The 21,848-nt window shown below is 67.4% G+C and carries 32 protein-coding genes and 1 tRNA gene; 5 read left to right on the forward strand and 28 right to left on the reverse strand.

The annotated features are described in order from the left end of the window. The 25 genes from EP28_RS06605 to EP28_RS06725 form a co-directional block, all read right to left on the reverse strand. The gene (locus tag EP28_RS06605) at window positions 1-495 is read right to left on the reverse strand and encodes an uL15m family ribosomal protein (RefSeq protein ID WP_049983208.1); all 495 of its coding nucleotides are present in this window, start codon (window positions 493-495) and stop codon (window positions 1-3) included. Next, window positions 492-956 carry a 50S ribosomal protein L30 gene (locus EP28_RS06610; RefSeq protein ID WP_049983209.1) on the reverse strand — a complete coding sequence of 155 codons (465 nt, stop codon included), beginning with the start codon at window positions 954-956 and terminating at the stop codon, window positions 492-494. Before EP28_RS06610 ends, EP28_RS06605 begins: the two co-directional genes overlap by 4 nt. Then, window positions 956-1,603 (reverse strand): 30S ribosomal protein S5, encoded by a 648-nt coding sequence (locus tag EP28_RS06615; RefSeq protein WP_049983210.1) that lies wholly within the window; start codon window positions 1,601-1,603, stop codon window positions 956-958. Before EP28_RS06615 ends, EP28_RS06610 begins: the two co-directional genes overlap by 1 nt. Further along, the gene (locus tag EP28_RS06620; protein WP_049983211.1) at window positions 1,596-2,153 is read right to left on the reverse strand and encodes a 50S ribosomal protein L18; all 558 of its coding nucleotides are present in this window, start codon (window positions 2,151-2,153) and stop codon (window positions 1,596-1,598) included. The genes EP28_RS06615 and EP28_RS06620 overlap by 8 nt, the downstream gene beginning before the upstream one ends. Then, on the reverse strand, window positions 2,153-2,614 hold the full coding sequence (locus EP28_RS06625; RefSeq protein ID WP_049983212.1) for a 50S ribosomal protein L19e: 462 nt from the start codon (window positions 2,612-2,614) through the stop codon (window positions 2,153-2,155). Before EP28_RS06625 ends, EP28_RS06620 begins: the two co-directional genes overlap by 1 nt. Beyond that, complete coding sequence (locus EP28_RS06630) at window positions 2,607-3,314, reverse strand: 50S ribosomal protein L32e (protein WP_049983213.1); 708 nt, start codon at window positions 3,312-3,314, stop codon at window positions 2,607-2,609. The genes EP28_RS06625 and EP28_RS06630 overlap by 8 nt, the downstream gene beginning before the upstream one ends. 3 nt (window positions 3,315-3,317) lie before the next feature. Next, the gene (locus EP28_RS06635; RefSeq protein ID WP_004047214.1) at window positions 3,318-3,851 is read right to left on the reverse strand and encodes a 50S ribosomal protein L6; all 534 of its coding nucleotides are present in this window, start codon (window positions 3,849-3,851) and stop codon (window positions 3,318-3,320) included. 2 nt (window positions 3,852-3,853) lie between these two features. Continuing rightward, a complete protein-coding gene (locus EP28_RS06640) occupies window positions 3,854-4,246 on the reverse strand; it encodes a 30S ribosomal protein S8 (protein WP_004047215.1) in 393 nt (130 codons plus the stop codon). A 2-nt stretch (window positions 4,247-4,248) separates the two neighbouring features. Next, entirely contained in the window at window positions 4,249-4,422 is a 174-nt protein-coding gene (locus EP28_RS06645) for a 30S ribosomal protein S14 (RefSeq protein ID WP_049983214.1), read from the reverse strand. Continuing rightward, entirely contained in the window at window positions 4,419-4,943 is a 525-nt protein-coding gene (locus EP28_RS06650; RefSeq protein WP_049983215.1) for a 50S ribosomal protein L5, read from the reverse strand. The genes EP28_RS06645 and EP28_RS06650 overlap by 4 nt, the downstream gene beginning before the upstream one ends. After that, window positions 4,936-5,661, reverse strand: coding sequence for a 30S ribosomal protein S4e (locus tag EP28_RS06655; protein WP_049983216.1), 726 nt, complete (start codon window positions 5,659-5,661; stop codon window positions 4,936-4,938). Before EP28_RS06655 ends, EP28_RS06650 begins: the two co-directional genes overlap by 8 nt. Next, window positions 5,658-6,014, reverse strand: a complete 357-nt coding sequence (gene rplX / locus EP28_RS06660; protein ID WP_049983217.1) for a 50S ribosomal protein L24 — start codon at window positions 6,012-6,014, stop codon at window positions 5,658-5,660. Before rplX ends, EP28_RS06655 begins: the two co-directional genes overlap by 4 nt. Before the next feature lie 2 nt (window positions 6,015-6,016). Further along, a complete protein-coding gene (locus EP28_RS06665; protein WP_049983218.1) occupies window positions 6,017-6,415 on the reverse strand; it encodes a 50S ribosomal protein L14 in 399 nt (132 codons plus the stop codon). Then, window positions 6,415-6,759 carry a 30S ribosomal protein S17 gene (locus EP28_RS06670; RefSeq protein WP_049983219.1) on the reverse strand — a complete coding sequence of 115 codons (345 nt, stop codon included), beginning with the start codon at window positions 6,757-6,759 and terminating at the stop codon, window positions 6,415-6,417. The genes EP28_RS06665 and EP28_RS06670 overlap by 1 nt, the downstream gene beginning before the upstream one ends. Next, window positions 6,750-7,208: a ribonuclease P protein component 1 gene (locus EP28_RS06675; protein ID WP_049983220.1), complete on the reverse strand. Its 459-nt coding sequence runs from the start codon at window positions 7,206-7,208 to the stop codon at window positions 6,750-6,752. The genes EP28_RS06670 and EP28_RS06675 overlap by 10 nt, the downstream gene beginning before the upstream one ends. A gap of 2 nt (window positions 7,209-7,210) precedes the next feature. Further along, the gene (rpmC, locus tag EP28_RS06680; protein ID WP_049983221.1) at window positions 7,211-7,423 is read right to left on the reverse strand and encodes a 50S ribosomal protein L29; all 213 of its coding nucleotides are present in this window, start codon (window positions 7,421-7,423) and stop codon (window positions 7,211-7,213) included. Beyond that, window positions 7,423-8,355: a 30S ribosomal protein S3 gene (locus EP28_RS06685; RefSeq protein WP_049983222.1), complete on the reverse strand. Its 933-nt coding sequence runs from the start codon at window positions 8,353-8,355 to the stop codon at window positions 7,423-7,425. The genes rpmC and EP28_RS06685 overlap by 1 nt, the downstream gene beginning before the upstream one ends. After that, on the reverse strand, window positions 8,355-8,819 hold the full coding sequence (locus tag EP28_RS06690) for a 50S ribosomal protein L22 (protein WP_049983223.1): 465 nt from the start codon (window positions 8,817-8,819) through the stop codon (window positions 8,355-8,357). Before EP28_RS06690 ends, EP28_RS06685 begins: the two co-directional genes overlap by 1 nt. 3 nt (window positions 8,820-8,822) lie before the next feature. Beyond that, window positions 8,823-9,248, reverse strand: coding sequence for a 30S ribosomal protein S19 (locus EP28_RS06695; RefSeq protein ID WP_049983224.1), 426 nt, complete (start codon window positions 9,246-9,248; stop codon window positions 8,823-8,825). Beyond that, complete coding sequence (locus EP28_RS06700) at window positions 9,245-9,967, reverse strand: 50S ribosomal protein L2 (RefSeq protein WP_049983225.1); 723 nt, start codon at window positions 9,965-9,967, stop codon at window positions 9,245-9,247. Before EP28_RS06700 ends, EP28_RS06695 begins: the two co-directional genes overlap by 4 nt. Before the next feature lies 1 nt (window position 9,968). Further along, the gene (locus EP28_RS06705; RefSeq protein WP_049983226.1) at window positions 9,969-10,223 is read right to left on the reverse strand and encodes a 50S ribosomal protein L23; all 255 of its coding nucleotides are present in this window, start codon (window positions 10,221-10,223) and stop codon (window positions 9,969-9,971) included. After that, complete coding sequence (gene rpl4p, locus EP28_RS06710) at window positions 10,220-10,966, reverse strand: 50S ribosomal protein L4 (protein WP_049983227.1); 747 nt, start codon at window positions 10,964-10,966, stop codon at window positions 10,220-10,222. Before rpl4p ends, EP28_RS06705 begins: the two co-directional genes overlap by 4 nt. 3 nt (window positions 10,967-10,969) lie before the next feature. Next, window positions 10,970-11,986 carry a 50S ribosomal protein L3 gene (locus tag EP28_RS06715; RefSeq protein ID WP_049983228.1) on the reverse strand — a complete coding sequence of 339 codons (1,017 nt, stop codon included), beginning with the start codon at window positions 11,984-11,986 and terminating at the stop codon, window positions 10,970-10,972. 4 nt (window positions 11,987-11,990) lie between these two features. Next, the gene (locus EP28_RS06720) at window positions 11,991-12,857 is read right to left on the reverse strand and encodes a putative RNA uridine N3 methyltransferase (protein ID WP_049983622.1); all 867 of its coding nucleotides are present in this window, start codon (window positions 12,855-12,857) and stop codon (window positions 11,991-11,993) included. A 170-nt stretch (window positions 12,858-13,027) separates the two neighbouring features. Beyond that, complete coding sequence (locus tag EP28_RS06725; RefSeq protein WP_049983229.1) at window positions 13,028-14,317, reverse strand: PQQ-dependent sugar dehydrogenase; 1,290 nt, start codon at window positions 14,315-14,317, stop codon at window positions 13,028-13,030. Between the two features lie 122 nt (window positions 14,318-14,439). Between EP28_RS06725 and EP28_RS06730 the strand changes: the two genes are divergently transcribed. Together EP28_RS06730 and EP28_RS06735 are read left to right on the forward strand one after the other, a co-directional pair. Beyond that, window positions 14,440-14,510: transfer RNA gene (locus tag EP28_RS06730), tRNA-Gly, on the forward strand. Window positions 14,511-14,744: 234 nt separating this feature from the next. Beyond that, entirely contained in the window at window positions 14,745-15,293 is a 549-nt protein-coding gene (locus tag EP28_RS06735; RefSeq protein WP_049983230.1) for a DedA family protein, read from the forward strand. Window positions 15,294-15,322: 29 nt separating this feature from the next. Here the strand turns inward: EP28_RS06735 and EP28_RS06740 are convergent, their stop codons facing one another. Both EP28_RS06740 and EP28_RS06745 read right to left on the reverse strand, forming a co-directional pair. Beyond that, complete coding sequence (locus EP28_RS06740; RefSeq protein ID WP_049983231.1) at window positions 15,323-16,279, reverse strand: class 1 fructose-bisphosphatase; 957 nt, start codon at window positions 16,277-16,279, stop codon at window positions 15,323-15,325. A 3-nt stretch (window positions 16,280-16,282) separates the two neighbouring features. Continuing rightward, the gene (locus EP28_RS06745; RefSeq protein WP_049983232.1) at window positions 16,283-17,086 is read right to left on the reverse strand and encodes a class I fructose-bisphosphate aldolase; all 804 of its coding nucleotides are present in this window, start codon (window positions 17,084-17,086) and stop codon (window positions 16,283-16,285) included. 389 nt (window positions 17,087-17,475) lie between these two features. On the opposite strand from EP28_RS06745, the gene EP28_RS06750 reads away from it, so the two are divergent. From EP28_RS06750 to EP28_RS06760, 3 genes are all read left to right on the forward strand, one after another. Further along, window positions 17,476-18,417, forward strand: coding sequence for a UbiA family prenyltransferase (locus EP28_RS06750; protein WP_049983233.1), 942 nt, complete (start codon window positions 17,476-17,478; stop codon window positions 18,415-18,417). Between the two features lie 84 nt (window positions 18,418-18,501). After that, on the forward strand, window positions 18,502-20,190 hold the full coding sequence (locus tag EP28_RS06755; RefSeq protein ID WP_049983623.1) for a histidine kinase N-terminal 7TM domain-containing protein: 1,689 nt from the start codon (window positions 18,502-18,504) through the stop codon (window positions 20,188-20,190). Window positions 20,191-20,253: 63 nt separating this feature from the next. Then, window positions 20,254-21,114 carry a 3-hydroxyacyl-CoA dehydrogenase family protein gene (locus EP28_RS06760; RefSeq protein WP_049983234.1) on the forward strand — a complete coding sequence of 287 codons (861 nt, stop codon included), beginning with the start codon at window positions 20,254-20,256 and terminating at the stop codon, window positions 21,112-21,114. Between the two features lie 25 nt (window positions 21,115-21,139). On the opposite strand, the gene EP28_RS06765 is transcribed toward EP28_RS06760, so the two are convergent. Beyond that, on the reverse strand, window positions 21,140-21,820 hold the full coding sequence (locus EP28_RS06765) for a hypothetical protein (RefSeq protein ID WP_049983235.1): 681 nt from the start codon (window positions 21,818-21,820) through the stop codon (window positions 21,140-21,142). Window positions 21,821-21,848: the final 28 nt, after the last annotated feature.

Consider the following 21,848-nt stretch of genomic DNA (forward strand, 5'->3'; position numbering starts at 1 on the left):
TTACGCCTCGTCGGCCTCGTCGTCTGAAGTGTTTTCTGATTCGGCAGCGGCCTCGGCGCGCTCAGAGAGCGTCGCCGCACCGTCCGCCTCCTCGATGAGTTCGACCGCGCCAGCGGTGAACGCGTCTGCCGTGACGCGAAGCTCGCGGCGGACCTGTCCGCCGCCGAGCACCTTCACGACGTCGGCGTCGTAACCGTCGTCGACGACGTCGCGCGCGTCGATGACGTACGCGTCACCGTCCTCCTCGGCGAGGCCCTCCGCGGCGTACAGCGCCGCATCCTCGTCGAGCTTCTGGATCTTGACTTCGAGGACGTCCGTCTGGGAGTCCTCGGGCCGCTTGAATCCGTGTTTACCGAGCGGACCGTAGTTGTGGTACTCGTGTTTCGCGCGGCCGGCCGCGCCGCGACCGCCGCGGTGACCGGCACCGCGTCGGTTCTTATGCGTTCCGCCGCCGTGGGTCCGAGACCCACGCTGTTTGCGTTTCTTGCTCGTCATCGCATGGCCTCCAGGAGAGTATCGATCTCCTCGGTAGTGTGGCGACCGAGCTCGCCGCCCTCGATCACCGGGTGCTTGATGCCCTCGTGACCGCCGCGGGGGGCGTGGAGTCGTAGCGTCGGCGAGAGGCCCTGCTCTCGCAGAGACGTCTCCTCGTCGACGAGCGCCTCGGCCAGCGCTTCGAGGTCGGCGTAGTCGGTGTTGTCGTCGATCCACTCGTCGTCGATGTCAGCAGAGCCGTCGAGCGGCTCGCCGCGGCGCGCGATGGTCCGCGCGACCGCGTCGACGCTCGGCTCGCCGAAGGCGACGATGTCGTTCACCTTCGTGATCATGCCTCGGTACGAGTCCGTCTCCGGCACGAACGTCGCGTGGTTGACGCGCCCGACGTTCAGCATGTCGAGCGTGTCCTCGACGCCGTATTCGAGGTTCACGTCGCCGCGGAGCTGCACGATCGCTTGCATCACTCACTCACCTCGTCGTAGTGGACTTCGCGCGCGTGCTGGGGAGTGCGGGACTGCGCCGCGTTCTCCAAGGCGTTGAACGTCGCCTTCGCGAGGTTCACCGTCGTGCGCGTGTTGCCGTCGGAGTTCGTCCAAGCGTCCTCGACGCCGGCAAGCTCCAAGATATTTCGAACGGTCTCCGCTGCCGCCAGCCCGAGCCCCTGGGGGGCGGGCTTGATCTCGACAGTGACGGAACCGGCTTTCCCCTCAGCCTTCCGGGTGAGAGAGTTCGTGCCGCCGGGCTGGTCCTCCCAGGACCCGGAGCCGCGGTCAACCTTGATGATGTTCAGCTTCGCGACGTCTATCGCCTTCTGGATCGCACCGCCGACCTGATCGTCGCGGGCCTGCGCGTACCCGAGGTAGCCGTCGCGGTTGCCCACGGCGACCACACAGCGGAACTTCACGCGCCGGCCGGAGTCGGTCATACGCTGGACCATGTTGATGTCCAGCACCTCGTCTTCGAGGCCCGGAAGTAGCTGGTCGACTATCTCGGCCTCCTTCAGCGGGAGCCCGGAGTCGAGCGCCTGTTCCATCGACGAGATATCGCCGTTCTGTACCTTGCGGCCGAGCCGCGTCCGCGGTTCCCAGCCGTCGTTGTGTCTACTCATGGTCCTCCTGGATTGTCGCGAGCACGTCGTCGAAGTGCTCGGGTAGGTCGGCCGCGTCGAAATCGCCGCTGTACAGCGGCTCGTCGAGCTGCTCGTCGTACGCGGCGATGTGCTCGCCACGCGTACGCGACCAGTCGGCAAGCACGTCGTCGTTGTGCGGGATCTCGAGGCCGGCGTCGATCGCTCCTTCCTGTACTGCGAACGTCTTGTTGCCGGGCGTCGCCGTGTTGAGCCCGATGTCGAGCACGGCCTCGTCGAGGCCGGCGTCGACAGCGCGGGCACCCGCGAGATACCCCGTGAGGTACGCGCTGGGGAGGTTGCCCGTGGGGGCGTCCCAGCCGTACTCCGCGAGGTCCTCGCTGGAGGCGGCCGCGTGGGTCTCGTCGCCGTCGGATCCGGGTGTGATCAGCTGCGCCCTGACGTGAGCGTTGCTCACCCGAGCGACCAGGCGAGGCTTGCCCGATTTCAGCAGGCGCAACCTCTGGTGGTAATCCGTCCGGACCTCGCGGCGGCGGCGCATCGGCACCTTGTATCGTGGTCCTGTCGCCATTACTCTGTCACCTCGTAACCGTACTGCGTCTGGATGTACGCCTCCAGTCGCGCGACGTCCTCGAAGTCGCCACCGCTCGCCTTGTTGTAGAGCGTGCGGTACTCGCTTGCGTCGAGGACGTCCTCGTCGTCGCGGAGTTCCTTCAGGCGGGCGCGCTGTGCGCGGATCCGCGCCTTCCAGTCGTCTTTCGTGTTCTGTCGCGCGCCGGCTTTCCCCTTCCGGGTTCCCGCGCCCGACTGGTGGCCGTACGAGCGTTTCTCGGCGCGCTCGCGGGCCCGGCCGCGGGAGTTCGTCTTCGCGTCCTTCGCGCGGATCGTCCCCTGATCTATCAGATCACGGATGTCCTCGCGAGTGATCGCGTCTTCGATTTCCTCTTGTGCCTCCGGGTCGAGCCAGACGCGGCCCTTGCCGACGTCGAGCTCGTCTGCTGCGAGTCGTTTCTGCGCTTTCAGGTCACTCATCGTCGACCTCCACTTCGATATAGGTCGGGTTGAGCACGCGAATGCCGCGCTCTTCGGCCTCGTCTTCGATCAGTTCGCGCTTGCGACCGCCAACCTTCGAGGCGATTCGCACCGCCTGCGTGTCGCCGTCGACGCCTTCGAGATCGTCCGTGTTGTGCACACGAACCTCCTCGAATCCGCTCGGGTGCAGATCACGAGAGGCTTTCGGCGAGCGGAACCCCGCCTCGACGACGGGACCTTTCGCTTTCATGCGGCGACGCTGCTTGGAGAGCCCGCCGCGCGGCTTGCGCCACGACGTCGGGATCCGCTTTTTCTTGTGGTAGTCCTGCCGGTTGAACTGCGGTTTCCCCTCGCGGTGCTTCTGTGCGAGCGCGCGAGCGGTCTCGTCGTCCAGTTCCGGCGTCTTCTCGGCGTGGCCGCGGGGGCGAAGCTCCGTCTCGACCGCCTCGTCGGATTCGGCCTCCGCAGCCTCCTCCTCGTCGGTCTCGTCTTCGATCTCCGCGTCCGCTTCCTCGTCGACCTCCAGCCCGCCGACGTCGGCTTTGATACGCGCGGCGAGCGCGTTCCCGACGCCGTCGACCTCAGAGAGCTCGGACTGAGAAGCGGCCTTCACGTCCTCGACCGTCTCGTAGCCGGCCTCGCGAAGCGCGTCCGCCTTCGAGGGACCGACACCGCTGATGTCTTCCAGTTCGTCTGCCATCGGTTAGGCACCTCCGGTGGGTTTCTCGACGATGTACACGCCGTCTTGGAAGACGCGCGTGTCCTTGTCGGTCACCTTCGTCAGCTGTTCGATGTCGGCGGCGGTCTGCCCGACGGCCTCCTTGTCGGAGCCCGAAAGCGTGACCGTCTCGCCGTCGATCTGTACGTCCGTGTCCCCGCGAATGGGCGTGCGTCGCTGTGCGCGCTCGCCGAGGAAGTTCTCGATGACGACCTCGTCGCCCTCCACCGTCACCTGCATCGGGAAGTGGGCGTAGTACACTTCCATCGTGTACTCCCACCCGTCGGTGACGCCGTGGATCATGTTAGCGACGTGGCTCTCGAAGGTGCCGACCGTGGCGTTCGTCTTCGCGTCCTCGTTCTCGGAAGCGATTGCGACGACACCGTCCTCGACCGTGACCTCGACGTCGGGGTACCAGAGGCGTCGCGTGACGCTCCCGTTGGGACCCTCGACGGTGAGTTCGAGGTGGTCGGTCTCTGCGGAGACGTCGTCCGGAATCTCGATTTCGACTCTGTTCATTGTTAGTAGACGTATGCGATCACTTGGCCGCCGATGCCCTCTTCGCGGGCCTCGTAGTGGCTCATGACGCCGTGGCTCGTCGTGACGATGAGCGTCCCGTAGTCACGGGCGGGGAGGTATCGCTTCTCCCACTTCTCGAATTCGTCTGCACCCGCCGAATAGCGGGGTTTGACGGCGCCACACTCGTTGATCGCGCCTTTTAGTTCAACCTCGAACTTCCCGGCTTTCCCGTCGTCGACGTACTCGAAGCCGTCGACGTACCCGCGGTCGTAGAGGACCTCGAGGACGGAGCCGATGATGTTTGAGGCGGGCTCAACCGTGTACGACAGATGGCCAACGCTCTCGGCGTTGTCCATGCCGGCGAGCGCGTTGGTGAATGGATCGTTTCCCGTCATGTTCAGCTGTACTTCTCGAATCCCATGTCTCGGGCGACCTCGCGGAAGCACTGCCGGCAAAGGTTGATATCGTACTTGCCGACGAGTCCCTGCTCGCGGTCGCACCGCCGGCAGGTGTGCCGGGAATCGGTGCGCTTTGCGGCGTGTTCGCCCGTCTCGTTGTTCGCTTCACTCATGCCGTTACCTCGACGTCGAAGTTCGTTTCGAGGAACGCGGCCGCGTCCTCGGCGGTCATCCGGTGGCTGGCCGGGATCGACGTGGTTTCCTTGTCGCGCTTGGAGACGCGGTAGCCGGGGCGGACGATCGTCGTCGTCACGTCGAGCCCGTAGATCCCGATACTGGGATCGTACTCCTGGCTCGGGAAGTCGGTGTGGTCTTCGACGCCGAAGCTCAGGTTGCCGGTATCGTCGAACTGGCTCCTGTCGACGTCGACGATGTCCAGTGCGGTCTCCAAGAACGCGTGTGCGTCCTCGCCCCGCAGCGTCACCTTGACGCCGATCGGGTCGCCCTTGCGGATGCCGAACTCGGCGATGGTGCGCTTCGAGGTGGTCCGGACCGACTGCTGGTCCGTGATCTCCTCGATTATCTCCTCGGCGTCAGCGAGGGGTTCACCGCCCTGCCCGACGCCCATGTGGACGACGACCTTCTCGAGATACGGCTCGCGCATCTCGTGTGTGGCGCTCTCGGATTCACTCATCCGAATCACCTGCCTCGTTGGCGTCGTCGCCGGTGAAGTTCTCGTCGATGACGACGAGATACTCCTCGACCGTCTCGTAGCCGTCGGCGTCGTCGCCGACGGTGACGGTGTTGGACCCAGAGCCGAGCGTCACGTCGATCTCGTCGACTTCGCCGATACGACCGGCGTGTTGGCCGGCGACGGCGGTAACAAGTGCGCCCTCCTCGTACTCGAAGTGGGCGACGATCTCCTTCGACTCGTTGTCGACGACGATCGAGTCTTTGGTGTCGTACTCGGTGCCGGCGTCGACGCGAACGTTCGTTCCGTCGTGGAGCGTCAGCTGGGCGTCGCCGCCGGAAACGACGGTCTTGTTCGTGATCTTCCCGAGCCGGCTTCCGGCGGCCTCCTCGTCGACGGGGGTCAGCGCGAGCCGACCGCCCTCGTCGGGGAAGACGCGGAAGTACTCCCCGCGCTCGGGGAACGCCAGGATGTCGAACATCCCGATCGGACGCTGCTCGTCCGAGATGGCGTCCCCGTTGACGAGGACCGAGTCGTTGTTCAGCGCGTAACGCGCCTCCTTGGTCGAGTCGACGTATCCGAGCACGTCCCGCAGCAGGACGACGAGCGGAACGCCCGCCTCACCGTGCGGGCCGGCGTCGGCCTTGACGGTGAACGTGTCGGTCTTGCGCTCGACCGGCCAGGAGTTCGGTACTGCCAGTCGCTTCTGATGTCGCGTCATTCGTTATCCTCCTGGAGCCGCGCCTCCCGGCGATCGTCTTCCAGGTTCAGGTCGGTCACCCGGACGTTGCTCGCCGGGAGGGGACGGGGAACTTCCTCTCCGTCCGCCTTCTCGACGGTGACGTCCTCGACGGTGATCCGTTCTGCGGACAGGTCGACGGAGACGACCTCCGCCTCCGTGCCGGCCGCGTCGCCGCGAAGCACCTCGACGGTGTCGCCGGCGTTGACGCGGACGTTCCGCTGTCCGTACTCCTCGCGGAGTTCGTCCGTGAGGGTGGCCCGAACCTGCTTTTGCCGCTCGTGGAGCGGCGCGGTCTCCGACCGTTTTCGCTGTTTGCGTGGCTGGTTCGTCATGATTAGACGATCATCGTCGCGGTCGAGGCGATGCTCCCGAATCGCTCGGCGACCTCGCGAGCGATGGGGCCTTTGATCTCTGTGCCCCGGGGCTCTTCGAGGTCGTCGATAACGACGGCCGCGTTGTCCTCGAACTTCACGCGGGTTCCGCTCGGACGGCGGATCGGCTTGCGCTGGCGGACGACGACCGCCTCCAGCACCTGCCGCCGCATCTCCGGGGTTCCCTTGGTGACCGAGACGGTCACCTTGTCGCCGATACCTGCCTTCGGGTGGCGGTTCTTCGTGCCGGAGTAGCCCGACACGGAGATAACCTTCAGCTCGCGCGCGCCGGTGTTGTCGGCACACGTGATAAGAGAGCCCTTCGAGAGGCCCTGCGTGACGTCGGCTTTGAGCGCCTCCATCACAGATCACCCGTCAGGTTCTCGACGACGACGTGAGACTTCGTCTTCGAGAGCGGTCGCGTCTCCGCGATCGTCACTTCGTCACCGACTTCGAGCGGCTCGAGCACGCCCGGCACGTGAGCCGGGATGCGCGAGCGACGCTTCATGTACCGGTCGTATTTCGGTACGAACACGTCGTATTCTCGCTCGACGATGACGGTCTTTTCCATGTCCGTCGACACGACCGTTCCCTCACGGGTCTGGCCGCGGACGGAGAGCTGCCCGTAGAACGGGCACTTCTCGTAGTCGTAATCCTCCGGGTTGTCTGGCTCCGGAGGCGTGGGTACGTCGATTCCTATCGCCATTGTGTGACACCTCGTTCGGTGCGTTCGGCGGGTCGATACCGCAACCGATCGCCATCCACCGTCGCGTAGACCACGTCTTTGCACTCGCCCTGTCGGCTCGCCGGACCCGCGTCGTCACCGTCGACGACGCCCGTGGATCCGGACGGGCCAGACTGACGGGGGCGAACCCCCGTAGTATCCGACCCGAGTTGGGACGCAGACCCCGACGACTGGCAGTCGTCGGCGGCTTCATCTGTGTGAACGGTCGGTCGATCGACGACACCGAACTCGAACGTCGCGCCCGACTTGGGCACGCGTTTGTCCCCCGACTCCGTTCGGACCACGAGGGTGCCGAACGTCTCGGACGACACGCGACCGGCGACGCCAACGTGGGCGTCGCTGTCGGCGTCGACCACCCGAACCGGGAGGCCGACGAGTTCGTGCCGTACGACGTTGTCGGGAGAGATCATCGTTATTCGTCGTCGAAGTCGCCTTCTTCCTGCTGGATCGTCTTGATCCGCGCGATCGTCTTCTTCAGCTCCTTGACGCGACCGGGGCTCTCGGGCATCCCGCCTGCAGCCCGCTGGGCCTTCGAGTTGAGCAGTTCGGTCTCGAGTTCCTCGAGTTCGACCTGCCGCTCTGCCGCGGTCATGTCGCGGATCTCCTCGGTGTAGAGGATCGCCATTATTCGTCCTCCTCGTCTTCGTCGGCCGCTTCCATCTCTGCGACGAGGTCTGCGGCCTCCTCTTCTATCTCTTCGTCAAGCTCATCGATGTCGTCCGCGTCTGCGTCGCCGACCGGTTCCTCGGCGGCGACGTCGGTCGCGTCCGTGGCCGTGTCCTGCGTCTCCTCGACGACTTCCTCGACGACTTCCTCGTCGATGACCTCGGCAGGGTCCTCGTCGGGCACGTCGACGTCCTCGTCGGCACCGACATCGGGGACCTCCTCGGGCTCCTCTTCGAGAAGAGATTCGACGCCCTCGTCGGCGTCGACCGCCGCCTGCTCGACCTCTGGGACCTCGGCGTCCTCGCGGATGTCGAAGTCGTCCGGGAGCTGTGCACCCGGCGGGATGATCTTCACGTTGACGCCGATCGTCCCGAGCTTCATCACCGCGACGCCCTGGCCGTGGTCGACGACCTCCTCTGCGGGCTCGCCGTTGTGCTTGATGTAGCCGCGGTTGAACTTCTCGACGCGCGAGCGCGCCCCGGTGACCTTCCCGCTCAGCACGATCTCGGCGCCCAGTGCGCCGGCGTCCATGATGCGGTCGATAGTCGTGTGTCCGGCCTTCCGGAAGTACCAACCGCGTTCGAGGGCGTTCGCGAGACGGTCCGCGACGATCTGGGCGTTCAGGTCGGGCTCGTCGACCTCCTGAACGTCGATCTGCGGGTCGTCCATGTCGAAGCGGTCCTCTAACTCGGTGGTGATCTTGCGGATGTTCTTCCCGCCCTTCCCGATCACCATGCCGGGCTTTTCGGCCTTCAGGACGATCTGCGTCCCCATCGGCGTCTGAGCGACGTCCATGCCGCCGTAGCCGGCGCGGCCGAGTTCGTCCGCGAAGAACTCGTTGATCTGTGAACGGCGCAGGCCGTCCTCGATGAATTGGTGTTCGTCTGCCATTAGTCGTCAGCCTCCGGTTCCTCGATGATGAGTTCGACGTCGGCGAGCGTGGTGTTCCACTGCGTCGCGCCCGCGGCACGCGGATTGCGTCCCGGGCGTTCGCCGACCTTGTGCGGTGCGACGTGTTTGATGATCATCTCGTCGCCGTCGAACCCCTGTTCGTCCGCGTTGTTCTTGACGTTCTCCAAGAGCTTGAGGAAGTCTTTTGCGGCCTTCTCCGGGTATCGACCCGCGTCCCAGCCGTCGATGTCGGAGCGGTGGCCCGCGCCGGCGTTGTGCTGGCGCATGGGCACCGACGTCTCCTCGTCGATGACTTCCTGGAGGAACTCCTCGGCGTCGGCGACCGTCTCGCCTTTGATCTCCCGGGAGATCTCCTTGCTGTCCTTCACGCTGATGGGCCGGTCGCGGAGCATCCCCTTGGCGGTGGTCTCCGGGTCGGCCTCGACGCTGTAATTGATTCCCATGGGTTACTTGAGGGGCACGAACTTCGAGGACCGGGTCGCGCCGATGCCGGCCTGACCGTGTTCGACGGTGCTTCGAGTGAGGTGGAACTCACCGAGGTAGTGTCCGATCATCTGGGGTTCGACCTGCACGCGCTCGAAGCTGTGTCCGTTGTACACGGCGAAGGTGACGCCGACGAACTCCGGTAGTATCGGCATGTCACGGAGGTGCGTCCGGATCGGGTCGTCCGCGGTCGTCTCCTCGTCGCGACTCCGGACCGTCTCCAGCAGCTTCTGCTGTTCGGTCCCGAGCCCGCGAACGATGCTTCGCCGCTGGCGTGCGGGGAGCAGTTCCGCGACCTCGTCTACGTCCATCTCCTGCAGCTCGTCGAGCGAGTGACCGCGGTAGGCGAACTCTTTGCCCTCGCGGCCGGTGCGGTAATCTGAACTCATTTGTTGCCACCTCGTCCGGTGCGCTTGGATGCGATGTCACCGACCTTCCGTCCCGGCGGGGCGTCCCGCGAGACCGACTTCGGCTGTCCGGGGTGTTGGCGACCACCGCCACCGAAGGGGTGGTCGACGGCGTTCATCGCGACGCCGCGCACGCGCGGGTATTTGGTCCCGCGCGCTTTCATCTTGTGGTACTTGTTACCGGCCTTGACGAAGGGCTTCTCCGTCCGGCCGCCGCCGGCGACCACGCCGATCGTGGCGCGGCACTGGGGGTCAAGCCGTTTGACTTCCCCGCTGGGGAGCTGAACGACCGCGACGTCGCGGTCGTGGGTGAGAAGCGTCGCGGACACGCCGGAGGCGCGCGCGAACTTCCCGCCGTCCCCGCGGTTGCTCTCGACGTTACAGACCGGGACGCCCTCCGGGATCTCAGCCAGCGGGAGCGTGTTTCCGGGTTTGATCTCCGCCGAGACGCCGACCTGGATCGTCTCGCCCACGCGCACGCCTTCCGGCGCGAGCACGAGCCGACGGTCGTCGTCCTCGAACTCGATCTCCGCGAGCGGAGCCGAGCGGGCGGGGTCGTGTTCGATCCCGACGATCTCGCCGGTGACCGTGTCCACGTCTTCGAGCTTCTTGTGCGACAGTTCCGCCTTGTAGCGGTGGGAGGGGGCCCGGAACGTCGGGCCGCCGCGTCCACGCCGCTGTCCTTGAATTCGTCGTCCCATCTCAGAACACCCCGATGCGCGACGCGATCTCCGTCGCGTCGTCGTCCTCGGAGAGCGTGACCGTCGCCTTCTTTTCGCCCTTCGAGGTCACTTGCGTGTTCACGTCGACGACGCGAACGTCGTACCGCTCGGAGACCTCGTCGCGGACCTCCGGTTTGGTCGCGTCGACGTCGACGATGAACACCAGCTTGTTCTTGAAGTCCATCTGGTTCATCGCCTGCTCGGTGACGAGCGGGTGCTCGATGATCGAGTTCATCGCTCGGCCACCTCCTCGACGGCGCTTTCGGTCCACAGCGTGAGTCGGCCCGGGTGCGCGCCCGGCGCGAGGTCCTCCGCGTTGACCTCGCCGGCTGTCGCGACATCGACGCCCGAGAGGTTTCGGGCGGCGCGGGACGGCTCCTCGCTCGTGACGACCAGAACGGACTTCGGCTGACTGTACTTGCGCCCGCGGGTCTTCCCGCGGCCGGACCGAACGGAACGGCCCTCCTCTGCGCGCTCGATGTCGGCGTCGACGCCGACCGCTTCGAGGACGCCGAGGGCCTCCTGGGTCTTTTTGAGATCCTCGAACTCGTCGCTCACGACGAGCGGGAGGTCGAGGTCCTCGTCGAACGCGTGACCGCGTTCTGCGACGAGCTCGGCGTCGGCGGTGGCGGCGATCGCGGACCGGATGGCGAGCTGTCGCTCCTTGTCGTTCAGTTTCTTCGACTGGTCCTTCTCGGCCTTCGGCGGGTGCGCGGCGCGCCCCGACACGGCGTTCGGGACGCGGCGGGCGACGTTCTCGGAGCGCGGGATGTGGGCGAGCCCGCGTCCGGAGCCGAACGACTCCGCGGGGGTTCGAAGCCCGGCGAACTCGTCGGCACCGTAAGCCTGCTTCCGGTTGGCCTGTGCGGCGGCGACCGCCCGACCGATGAGGTCCGGTCGGAACGCGGTCTCGAAGATCGCCGGCAGCTCGATACTACCCGCGTCCCCGCCGTCCAGGTCGTGTACTGTTGTGCTCATGAATTATCCCTGGTTGGATGCGGTGGATACGTACCGGACCTCGGGGTCGAGGCGCGGCTGGTCGTTCGGCCGGATGGCCGGGCGGAAGCGCAGCAGGCGCTTGTCCGGACCGGGCACTGAACCCTTGATGAGCGCATACTCGCCGTCGACCTCGCCGTAGTTGACGAAGCCGCCGTCGACGGAGGCGTCGTCGCCCTCGCCGAAGTCGATGAGGCGCTTGTTGAGCTCGGTGCGCTGGTGGTAGCCGGTCTGCCCCTGCTGGGGAACGGTGGAGCGCACGCGGGAGGGGTTCCACGGACCGAGGTTGCCGATCCGACGCCGCCATCCCTGGCGGGCGTGTTTGCCCTTCCGCTTTTGGACGCCCCAGCGTTTGACGGGACCCTGCGTCCCCTTCCCCTTCGTGATGCCCGACACGTCGGTGTACTGCCCCGCGCGGAAGACGTCGCCGAACTCGTGGGCGCCGCCCTCCGCGACGAGATCGAGCCCGAAGTCGACGCGCTCCTCCAGGGAGCCGCCGCCGACTCGAGTCTCCATCACGTCGGGCTTCTTCTTGGGTACGTTCGAAAGCTCCGAGGGCGCCGTGTGCGTGATGACGCGAACGTCGTCGACGACGTCGTCGTCGAGCAGTTCGCGGAGCGCGTCGGCGTCCTCCTCGAAGGTGTCTTCCGCCGGGAGGTCGAGCGCGCGGTCGAGCTCCTCGTGGAACTCGGTCGCCCAGACCTCTTCGACCGGCTTCTGTCCGTACGGCGTCTCTTCGTAGGCGCGCAGGGCCACCGCGTACATCGGTGGCGTCTCGACGACCGTGACGGGGACGGACTCTTCCATCCCCTCACGCGGCGAGTTGGCCTCGTCGTTGACCATGACGACGTGTGTCATCCCGGCTTTGTAGCCGGCAAAGCCCTGTAGCGCGGGGGCTCCGTCGTCGTCTGGCCACGAACGGATACGCGGTACCTCGCTGTCGGCGCGGGTCCGCGGGCCGTAGCCCAGCGAGCCTTTTCGTGGTCGGCTTGGTTGTGGCATGTGTTTACTCCGTGAGTGTGAGCGAGCCGAGAGTCACGAACAGAGCCTCCTCCGTCCGGACGACCTCGCTCGCCTGTGCCGGGATCGTGTTCAGCCAGAGGTCGAACCCCGGATCGGGTTCGACCGGGCGACCGTCGGCAACGGCCGTCCGAATGTCGTCGGGCGACAGCCCGAGCATCTCCGGAAGCCCCCGCTCGGGCGCGCCGAAGGCGACGGTGTAGCCGCCGGCCTTCCGCGCGTCCGAGACGACGTCGCCGAGCCGCGAGACGGAGAGTTCCTCCCCGTGTCGCGACGTGGCGACGGTCAGTCCGTCGCCGGCGAGCGCTTCCGATAGGTCCGCGGCCACGACCTGGAAACCGTCCTCCGGCTTCCCGGTGATGCGGGCGCGGACCGGTTCTCTCGAAGAGACCCTGATGGTGACGCGCTCCCCCCGCTCGACCTCCATTCCGGAGGGGACGAGCAGGGAGATCGGGTGTTCCCGCAGCGGGGAATTGACCCGGACGCGGCCTTCAGGTCCGACCTCGGTCACGAGTCCCTGTGTTTTCGACTCTTCCCCGCTCGGGGTCGAGCCGGTCCGCCACGGCACGCGGAGCGGTGGGAGCACGCCGACGTACCGGAGTTCGTCGCGCTCCCCCCAGAGGTCCTTTCGGAGCCTCGGCGGAGTCGCGGCGTACCCCAGCACGGTTCGGACGTACTCGCCGCCCCGTCGCCGTTCGCCCTCCCCGTCGGGGAAGACGACCAGTCGATCCGCCCGGAACACCGCCGCCGCACGGGCGACGTAGCCGAGTTTGCGAGTCGCCTCGCGGTCGTCCTCGGCCTCCCGGACGACCGAAGACGGAACGCAGATCGTGAGTCCGTCTTCGGTACGCATCGTGGCGAGACTGTACCCCTCGATTTCGGACGGCATCGTAAAAGGGTAGCGGTCCGGGTTTCGGGCTGTGGAGCGTTCACACGGCCCCTGACGGGAGGTTCGGCCTCGCGATCGAGCGAACGCATCGCACGGATCGACGATTCGGCTAGTGTGGTCTGGATCCGCGAGGTTCAGGCCGGGACGAGTCGGACCACCGGCGCGTCCGCGGCGTCGACGGCGACGTAGAGGTGTCCGGTCGTCGGCTCGACCGCGAGCGCCCGCACGCGCCAGTCGCGGTCGGCGAGCAGCGGCTCTCGCTCGGTCACCGCTGCCTCGGTAGCGCCAGCGCCCTCGACCGTGAACCGACCGAGGTACTGGGCAGCGAGCGTGCCCGCGAACAGATCGCCGCGCCACTCGGGGAAGGCGTCGCCTTCGTAAAAGACCGCGCCGCTCGGCGGGAACCCGCCGGAGCCGCAGGGCCAGTAGTGGACCGGCGCGACCGCGTCGCCGCGCTCGCGGTGGCTTGGGGCGACGCGCTCGTCGGTACCGTAGTTACACGCCTCGCTGGCGACCGGCCATCCGTAGTTCCCGCCGCGTTCGATGACGTTGATCTCGTCGCCGTCGCGCTCGCCGTGTTCGCACTGCCAGATCCGTCCCGTTTCGGAACGGACGGCCATCCCCTGCGGGTTGCGGTGGCCGTAGCTGTATATGGTGTCACGCGCGTTCGGGTCGTCGACGAACGGGTTGTCCGGGTGGGGGTCGCCGTCGGCCGTCAGCCGGAGCGTCGACCCCAGCTCGTTCGAGCGATCCTGCGAGACGTGGTCCGGCCCGAACTCCGTGTCGCGCCGGTCGCCCACCGTGACGAATAACGCGCCGTCGGGACCGAACGTCACCCGTGACCCGAAATGGAGCTCGGAGTCGCGGAACGGTTCCGCGACGCAGATCGGCTCGAACCCGTCGAGCGCGGGTGCGTCGGACCCGTCGAGCCGAAGCCGGCCGCTTCCGACGTGCGTCGCCGCCGCGCCCGAGTCGTCGCTCGCCGCGTACGTGAGGTACACGCGTGGATCGGTCGGATACGCCGGGTGAATCTCGATGTCGAGCAGCCCGCCTTGTCCGCGCGAGAAGACTTCAGGCGCTCCCGCGACCGTTCGCGTCGAGCCGTCCGCGGGGTCGACGAGCGAGAGCCGCCCGAGACGCTCCGTCACCAAGAGCCGACCGTCGCCGGGGAGGAAGGCGAGCCCCCACGGGTTCTCGAATCCCTCCGCGACGCGCTCGACGGCGTAGTCGACGTCGGCCCCATCGTCTGCGGACGCGCCGTCTCCTGACGCGTTGCCGGCTGTGCCGTCGACTCCGTCGTCCGCGCCGTCGGTCGAGTCGCCGCCGAGACAGCCGGCGAACGAGAACGCCGCGAGGCCGGCGGTCGCTCGGAGGGCGGTGCGTCTGTCGGGGCGCGGGAACGAGTCGGGGTTCGGGTTCGTCATGGGGGTCGTCGGTCCGTGTCGAACGGTGGAGAGACAGCCGGATGACGCTTGCGGCGAGGGTCGGCATCCAGCGTTCGGAACGCTTATATCTCTCACTCGGGCTATGATCGACTGCGAAGCACGCACCGGTAGTGTAGTGGTATCACGCAACCTTGCCATGGTTGCAACCCGAGTTCAAATCTCGGCCGGTGCACTTCTAAGGTCGTACACCGACCGTACTCCCGTTCGCTTCGCTCACGAGAGTCTCGGCCGGTGCATTTCTCGAACGCAGTGAGAGAAATTACTGAGAGCGTGAACGTGCGCTGCGCGTCGTCTTCGTTGTGGCCGACGGCCGCGGGAGCGGCGAAATCGGACGCTCTAACGCCGTATCGATCATAGATAGCAGTGCTCACGACGTCTCTATACGTGGTGGCCACCGAAGAGGGACGTGTTCGGCTCTCAGACCGCGACGGCACTCGCCCTCGTCGACAGCTACGGGGCCGTCGCGGTCTTCGCCGTGTTCGCGCTGGAGGGAGCGCTCGTCGGGAAGGTGCTCCCGGCGCGGACGCTGTTCGTCGCGTCCGTCGTCGCCGTCGGCGTCGAGGCGGTCGCGGTCGTGCCGGTGTTCGCCGCGGCGGTTGTCGGCGCGACCGTCGGCCAATCCGTCGTGTTCGCGGCCGTCCGCCGATTCGACGCCGACCCTACGTCACTCCCGCTCGTTTCGATCGGCGACGACACGCTCGACGGGGCGAGCCGCTGGCTCGACCGGTGGGGGCTACCGGCGGTGGCGGCCTCGAACGCGGTCCCCGGCACGCGAGGGTGGGTCGCCGTCCCCACCGCGAACGCCTCGTCGGTCTCCGCTCCGCGGTTCGCCGCGGCGTCGCTGGTCGGTTCCGCCGTGTACGCGGGAGCGCTTCTGGCGGTCGGGCTCGCGGTTTCTCTCGGGCTCGGAAGCGCACCCGAACTCGTCGGTATCGGATTGATCGCCGCAGTATAGCGACTGACACCGCGCGCCTGCGGGGCGGGTCAGTCTGAGAGCGCAGCGTCCAGCCGTTCGATGAGCGTCTCGTTGCCGACGTACAGCGGAACGCGGTCGTGGAGTCCCTCGGGTTCGACGTCGAGGATATCGGTCCGGCCATCGGTGGCCGCGCCGCCCGCGCGCTCGACGATGTAGGCGATCGGGTTCGCCTCGAACTGGAGCCGGAGCTTTCCGTCCGGGGCATCGACGAGGGCGGGATACGCGAACACGCCGCCGTAGGTGAGCACTTGGTTCACGTCGCCGACCATCGCTCCGCCGTACCGCAGCTTTAGTTCAGATTCGATCTTGCGGGCGTAGCGGGTGAAGTCGTCGGGCCAGTCGGGAACGCGGCCGCCGAAGCCGTAGACGGTCGGCTCGGCGGGGAGCCGCAGGTCGTCCTCGACGACCGCGCGGGCGACGCCGCGCTCGGCGGCGTCACCGCCGTCGGGGTCGCCCCCGTCGTCGTCCGGGTCGACCACCTCCTCGCGCACGCCCGACTCGTCGGCGACGACCATCGTCGTGATCGGTCCGTAGAGCACGTAGCCGGCGGCGACGAGGTCGCGCCCGGTCGCGGGCAGCGGGGCGTCGTAGATCCCGACGACGGTCCCCATGGCGTTGTTCGACCGGAGGTTCGAGGAGCCGTCGAGGGGGTCGATGGCGACCGCGTACGCGCCGTCACCGCCGTTGCCGACCGAGCCGCCGACATCGACTGCGGTCTCGCGTTCCTCGCTGACGAACGAGCCGACGCCGTCGACCGCGGCGATCGCCTCGCCGAGGAGCTTGTCGGCGTACAGATCGCCGGCCATCACGCTCTCACCGGAGGCGTTCTCGGTGCCGCTCTCGACGCGGCGGCCGGGGAGCGCGGCGCGGATCTCGGGGGCGGTGGCCGCGACCGCGTCGAACACCGCGTCGACGACCGAATCGACCGGTTCAGCGCCGCCGTCGGCGTCGCGAGCGTCGTCCATCGGTCACGCTCCCGCGTCGGTCTCGGCGAGCGCCTCCTCCGTGGACGCGCCCTCGAAGACGACGAGTTCCAAGGCGTCGAGGATCGCCGTCGGGTTGTCGCGCTGGAACACGTTCCGCCCGACTGCGAGGCCGGACGCGCCCGCGTTCATCGCGGACTCGACCGTGCGGAGGAACGACTCGTCGTTCGTCTTCGAGCCGCCGGACATGACGACGTCCGTTCGTCCCGACATCCTGACCGTCTCGGCCATCGCGTCCGGCGAGCCCGGGTACTTCACCTTCGCGATGTCAGCGCCGAGCTCGTGAGCGATCCGGGCGGAGTACGCGATCGTCCGGTCGTCGGTCTCGTTGCGGACGCCCTGGCCGCGGGGATACGCCCACATGACGACGCCCATGTCGTGTTCGCGCGCGCCCTCGTGGACCTCGCGGAACTCCTCTGCCATGCCGATCTCGTTGTTCGAGCCGCCGTAGAGCGTGAACCCGACGGCGTCGGCACCGAGTTCGGCGGCGTACTCGGGCGAACAGTTGACGGGCGTGTCCGGCTCGCCCATCCAGAGGTTCGAGGTGCCGTTCATCTTCAACAGCAGCGATACCGCGTCCTCGTAGTCCGAGTAGTACGCCTCCGCGAGCCCCTTTTGTACGGCGATCGCGGTGACCGCGTCGTGTGTCGCCAGCTCGAACACCCGCTCCGGGTCGGCGGTGTCGGGATTCGGATCGAAGTCGACCGGGCCGTGTTCGAGCCCGTGGTCGTACGCGAGGATCAGCGATTTCCCGTCTCGTGAGATGGCATCGGCGGCGGTTGGGAGCATCACTCGTAGTTCCAGTCACATTACCAAAAAGGCCTATGGTCGATCCGGGTCGCGGAGAGACGAAACGGGCAATAAACCGGCACGAGACCCCCACTGTCACCGGAAAATCAGATTGACAACTACCGGAGTAGTAAATAAACTCAGTGGCGTGGTGGCCTCGTGATAGGTACGCGCGCGTCTGTGCGCTCTATCCTCGTCGCGTGGGGACGCCGCCGGCAACGCGGCACAGCCGCGCGGACGCCGTGGAGCCACGAACGTCGCGGAGCGACTGAGAGACCGGCGTATTCGACGCGTTCGGGGGATGTCGACCCATCCATTGAGGAATTCGTGGTCACACGTTCGACACGGCGGCCGGCCGGACCGTCCGATGACCGGTCGCCGTCGAACCCATGGCTAGCAAAACGAACGATCCGGCGGCGCACGCGGACGACATCGTCTCGCGGCGAGGCGAGGTGTCCGCGTCGCTCGCGCACACCTGTTCCCGGATCAAAGACGTTCTGACGTACAGTTCCGCCTACCTCGTGTTCATCGCGATGATCGAGGTGTTGACCGTGCATCTCGTGTTGTCGCTGCCGCTGAATCCGGCACCGGTCGTCGTCGGCCTCGTCACCTTCTCGGTGTACGCCGGAGACAGGATCGCCGACGCCGACAGCGACGCGCTCTCGACGCCGGAGCGGAGCGCGTTCGTGACGCGCCATCGCGAGGCGCTGTCGCTTCTCACGGCCGGTGCCTACGGTGTCGCGATCGCGATCGCGATCACCGGCGGCCCGCTCGCGCTCGCGATCACCCTCCTTCCCGGCGGGTTCTGGATCCTCTACGCATCCGACTGGTTCCCGACCCTCGGACGGCGGTTCAAACGGCTGAAACAGATCCTCGTGGTGAACTCGGCGATGGTCGCCTCGGCGTGGGCGATCGCGGTCGTCGGGCTCCCGCTGGCGTTCGCCGAGGCGACGGTCACGCCTCTTTCCGGGGTGGTGTTCGTGTACTTCCTCGTCGACACGTTCGTCAACACGGAGATTCCGAACGTGCGGGACGTGGAGGCCGACGCCGCGGACGGCGTCTCGACGCTCCCCGTCGTCTTCGGAATCCGGCGGACGCGACACGCCCTGTACGGGCTGGATCTGTTCCTCGTCGCGTTCGTCGCCCTGACGCTCGCGTTCGGTCCGCTCACAGTCGCGCTCGCGGGAGCGATCCTCGTCGGACTCGGCTACGCGCTCGTCCTCGCGTGGTTCGTCGGCCGGACGAACGCGCCCGGGCGGCTCGCCATCGCCGGCGAGTCAAAACACCTCGTGGTGTTCGCGCTGCTCCTCGTCTCGACGGCGGGGATCTGAGCGGGATCCTCCGAGGTCCCGAGCCCGCTTTTTTCCCGCCGCCCGCCGGGTGATTCATATACTCCGGTGTCGTGTGTTCCGCACGTGCATCCCCCAACGACGGTCGTCGTCCCGCTCCTGTTCGGCTCGATCGCTACCGGGAGCGGTGCCGCGATCCTCGCGTGGCGGGAACGGCCGAACCCCGGCGCGACCCCCCTCGTGTGGCTGCTCGGCGGGCAGTCCGTGTGGGCGACGTGTATCATCTTCAGCCTCTCCGCCGAGTCGGTAAGCGAGACGCTGACGTGGACGAAGCTCGGCTGGATCGGCGTCATGATCGTTCCCGTCGCGTGGATCCTGTTCGCACTGGAGTACACGGGGCGGGACCAGTACATCACGCGGCGAAGCGTCGCGCTGTTGTCCGTCGTTCCGGTTCTCACGGTGTGTCTCGCCGTTACCGAGCAGTACCACGGGCTCCTCTACGTCCGCCCGGCGGGCGTCACCGTGGACGGCGCGGTCGTCGCCGAACAGGGGGGCCTCTGGTACGGCGTCGCCGCGGCGTACACCTACCTGCTCGGCGTGCTCGGAATCGTCCCGATACTCGGGCTGGTGTCGAGCCGCGCGACCGCGTTTCGCGGGCAGAGCGCCGCGTTGCTCGTCGGAATCACGACCCCGTGGGCCACGAACATCCTGTATAACGCCGGCGCGCTCCCCTCCGCGGGCATCGACCCGACGCCGATCGCGTTCGCGGTCTCCGGCGTCGCGTACCTCGGCGCTATCAGGCGGTTCCGAATGTTCGGAGCCAACCCGGCCCCGACGTGGCGCGCCAAGGAGTTCCTGTTCGACCACATCCATGAGGGCGCGATCGTCGTCGACGGTCACGACACGATAGTCGAGATCAACCAGACGGGTGCCGCGGTCCTCGGCGTCGACGTGGACCGCGCGCTGGGCTCGCCTGCGTCCGAGCTGCTCCCGGTGAACGGACCGATACAGGCCGACGGCGGCCGCGACTTCCTGACCGTCGGGACCGAGTCGACCTCACAGTCGTACGACGTGACAGTGACCGAACTCACCGATCGCCGCGACCACACGCTGGGATTCGTGTTCACACTTCACAACGTCACGCGGTACCTCCAGCAACAGCAGCGGCTGAAGGTGCTCAACCGAGTCCTCAGACACAACATCCGGACCGAAGCGAACATCATTCAGGGGTACGCCGAGCGCACCGCAGACGAGACAGCCGAGACGATCAAACGGCGGACCATGCGGATCGTCGAACTCAGCGAGAAGGGTCGGGACGCGATCGACCTGTTCGAGGACGCCGTCGGCGAGTGGAACCAGTCGTCTCTCGATTCGATCGTCGGGGACTGTCTCGCCGGTGCCCGCGACGCGTTCCCCGACGTCGCCTTCGAACTGGAGCGACCCACCGAGGACGCGACGATTCCCGACGGCGCTGCGGTCGTGGTGAACAACCTGATCGAGAACGCCGCGGTACACAACGCCGGTTCGGACCCGCGCGTGAGCGTCTCCGCGTGGGTCGAGAGCGACCGAGCCGTGGTGCAGATCGCCGACAACGGACCCGGGATCGACGAGTACGAGTTGGACATCCTCGACTCGGGGACCGAGACCCCCCTCCGCCACGGGAGCGGGCTCGGCCTCTGGCTCGTGAAGTGGGGGACGGAGACGATCGGCGGTTCGGTCGATTTCGAGCCCGCCGAGCCGACCGGTACGATCGCCACGCTCACCGTCCCGCTGAGCGGTTCGGACGGACGGACGCCCGCACCGAGAGACGGGTGACGGCGCGCTCTCACAACCGAGGGTTCCACAACGCTTACCCCGTCGAGTGAGGCAGTGAGTCGCATGCGAGCGCTCTCCGAGATCGAAACAGTCGGCGTCGTCGGCGCGGGCACGATGGGCAGCGGGATCGCACAGGTCGCGGCGACGGCCGGCTACGAGGTCGTGATGCGCGACGTCGAGACCGAGTACGTCGAGCGGGGACTCGACGGCGTCGACGACAGCCTGTCGCGGCTCGACGCGACGGACGCGATCGACGAGGAGCCGGCCGCGATCCGCGATCGCATCGCCGGGACGACGGACCTCGCCGACCTCGCGGACGTCGACCTCGTGATCGAGGCCGCGGTCGAAGACCTCGACGTGAAACGCGAGATCTTCGCGGACCTCGCGGACGTGACCGACTGCGACGTGGTGCTCGCGACGAACACCTCGACGCTCTCTATCACGGCCATCGCGAGCGCGACCGACCGCGCGAGCGACGTGATCGGGCTCCATTTTATGAACCCCGTTCCGGTCATGGAGGGCGTGGAGGTCGTTGTCGGCGAGCGCACCGATCCGGCGGTCGCCGAGTTCGCGCACGCGTTCGCCGAGGCTCTGGACAAGACGACCTGGGAGTCCGACGACAAGCCCGGCTTCGTCACGAACCGGATCCTGATGCCGTGGATAAACGAAGGGATCCGCGCGTACGACGAGGGCGTCGCCGAGAAACGGGACATCGACCGCGGGATGACACTGGGCACGAACGTTCCGATGGGGCCGCTCGAACTGGCCGACCACATCGGCCTCGACGTGGTGCTCGACGCCAGCGAGACGCTGCACGACGAGCTCGGCGACCGCTACCAGCCGGCGTACCTCCTGAAGCGCAAGGTCGCGGCCGGGGACCTCGGAAAGAAATCCGGGCGGGGATTCTACCAGTACGACGACTGAGCCGACTCCGGCGACAGGCCGGGGGTCACGTCCTCGTCGCGTTGCCGTCGCCCTCGTCGCCCGCCGTCCACCGCCGCGCGCCGGGCAGGAGCCCGACCAGCGTCGTCACGTACCCGAACCTGAACAGCCCGAGCTGTGAGAGTCCGCCGAGGACGAACACGGCGAGGAACGCGGGCGCGGAGAGATCGAACAGCAGCGGCCCGACGGTCGGCCCCGCGGCGGCCGCCTCTAAGCTCGCGGGCGTGACCGACCGGGAGGCGAACGCCGCGCCGATGAACGCCGTCGAGACGACGAGCGTCGTCCGGCTCGCCACGAAGCCGATCAGCGCGCCGACCGCGACGCCGGCCAGCGTCGCGCCGCCGAGAAGCAGCGTGCCCTCGATGCCGGCGGCGTCGGCCGCGTAGATCGGCCCGACCGCGAACCGCCCGGCGAACCCGCCGACGAGGCCGCCGATAGCGACGACCGCGAACGAGAGCCCGGCGTACGCGAGGAAGCCGCCGACCGCCGCACCGACCGCGACGGCCCCGCCGGTCAGGGCGACGCCGTCGACCGCGACGACGCCGAGGAGGCTCGGCGCGGCGACGTAGCCCGCGCCGCCCCCGACGAGGACGCCGGTCAGCGTCACCGCGTACACGGAGACGGCGGCACCGACGAACGCGAGCAACAGCCCGGCGAGGACGAGTCCGGCGGTGAGTGGCGTGATCATATGGGGACGTGGCCCCCGATCGAACTTA

The organism is Halorubrum sp. BV1 (assembly GCF_000746205.1).
Lineage (GTDB): Archaea > Halobacteriota > Halobacteria > Halobacteriales > Haloferacaceae > Halorubrum.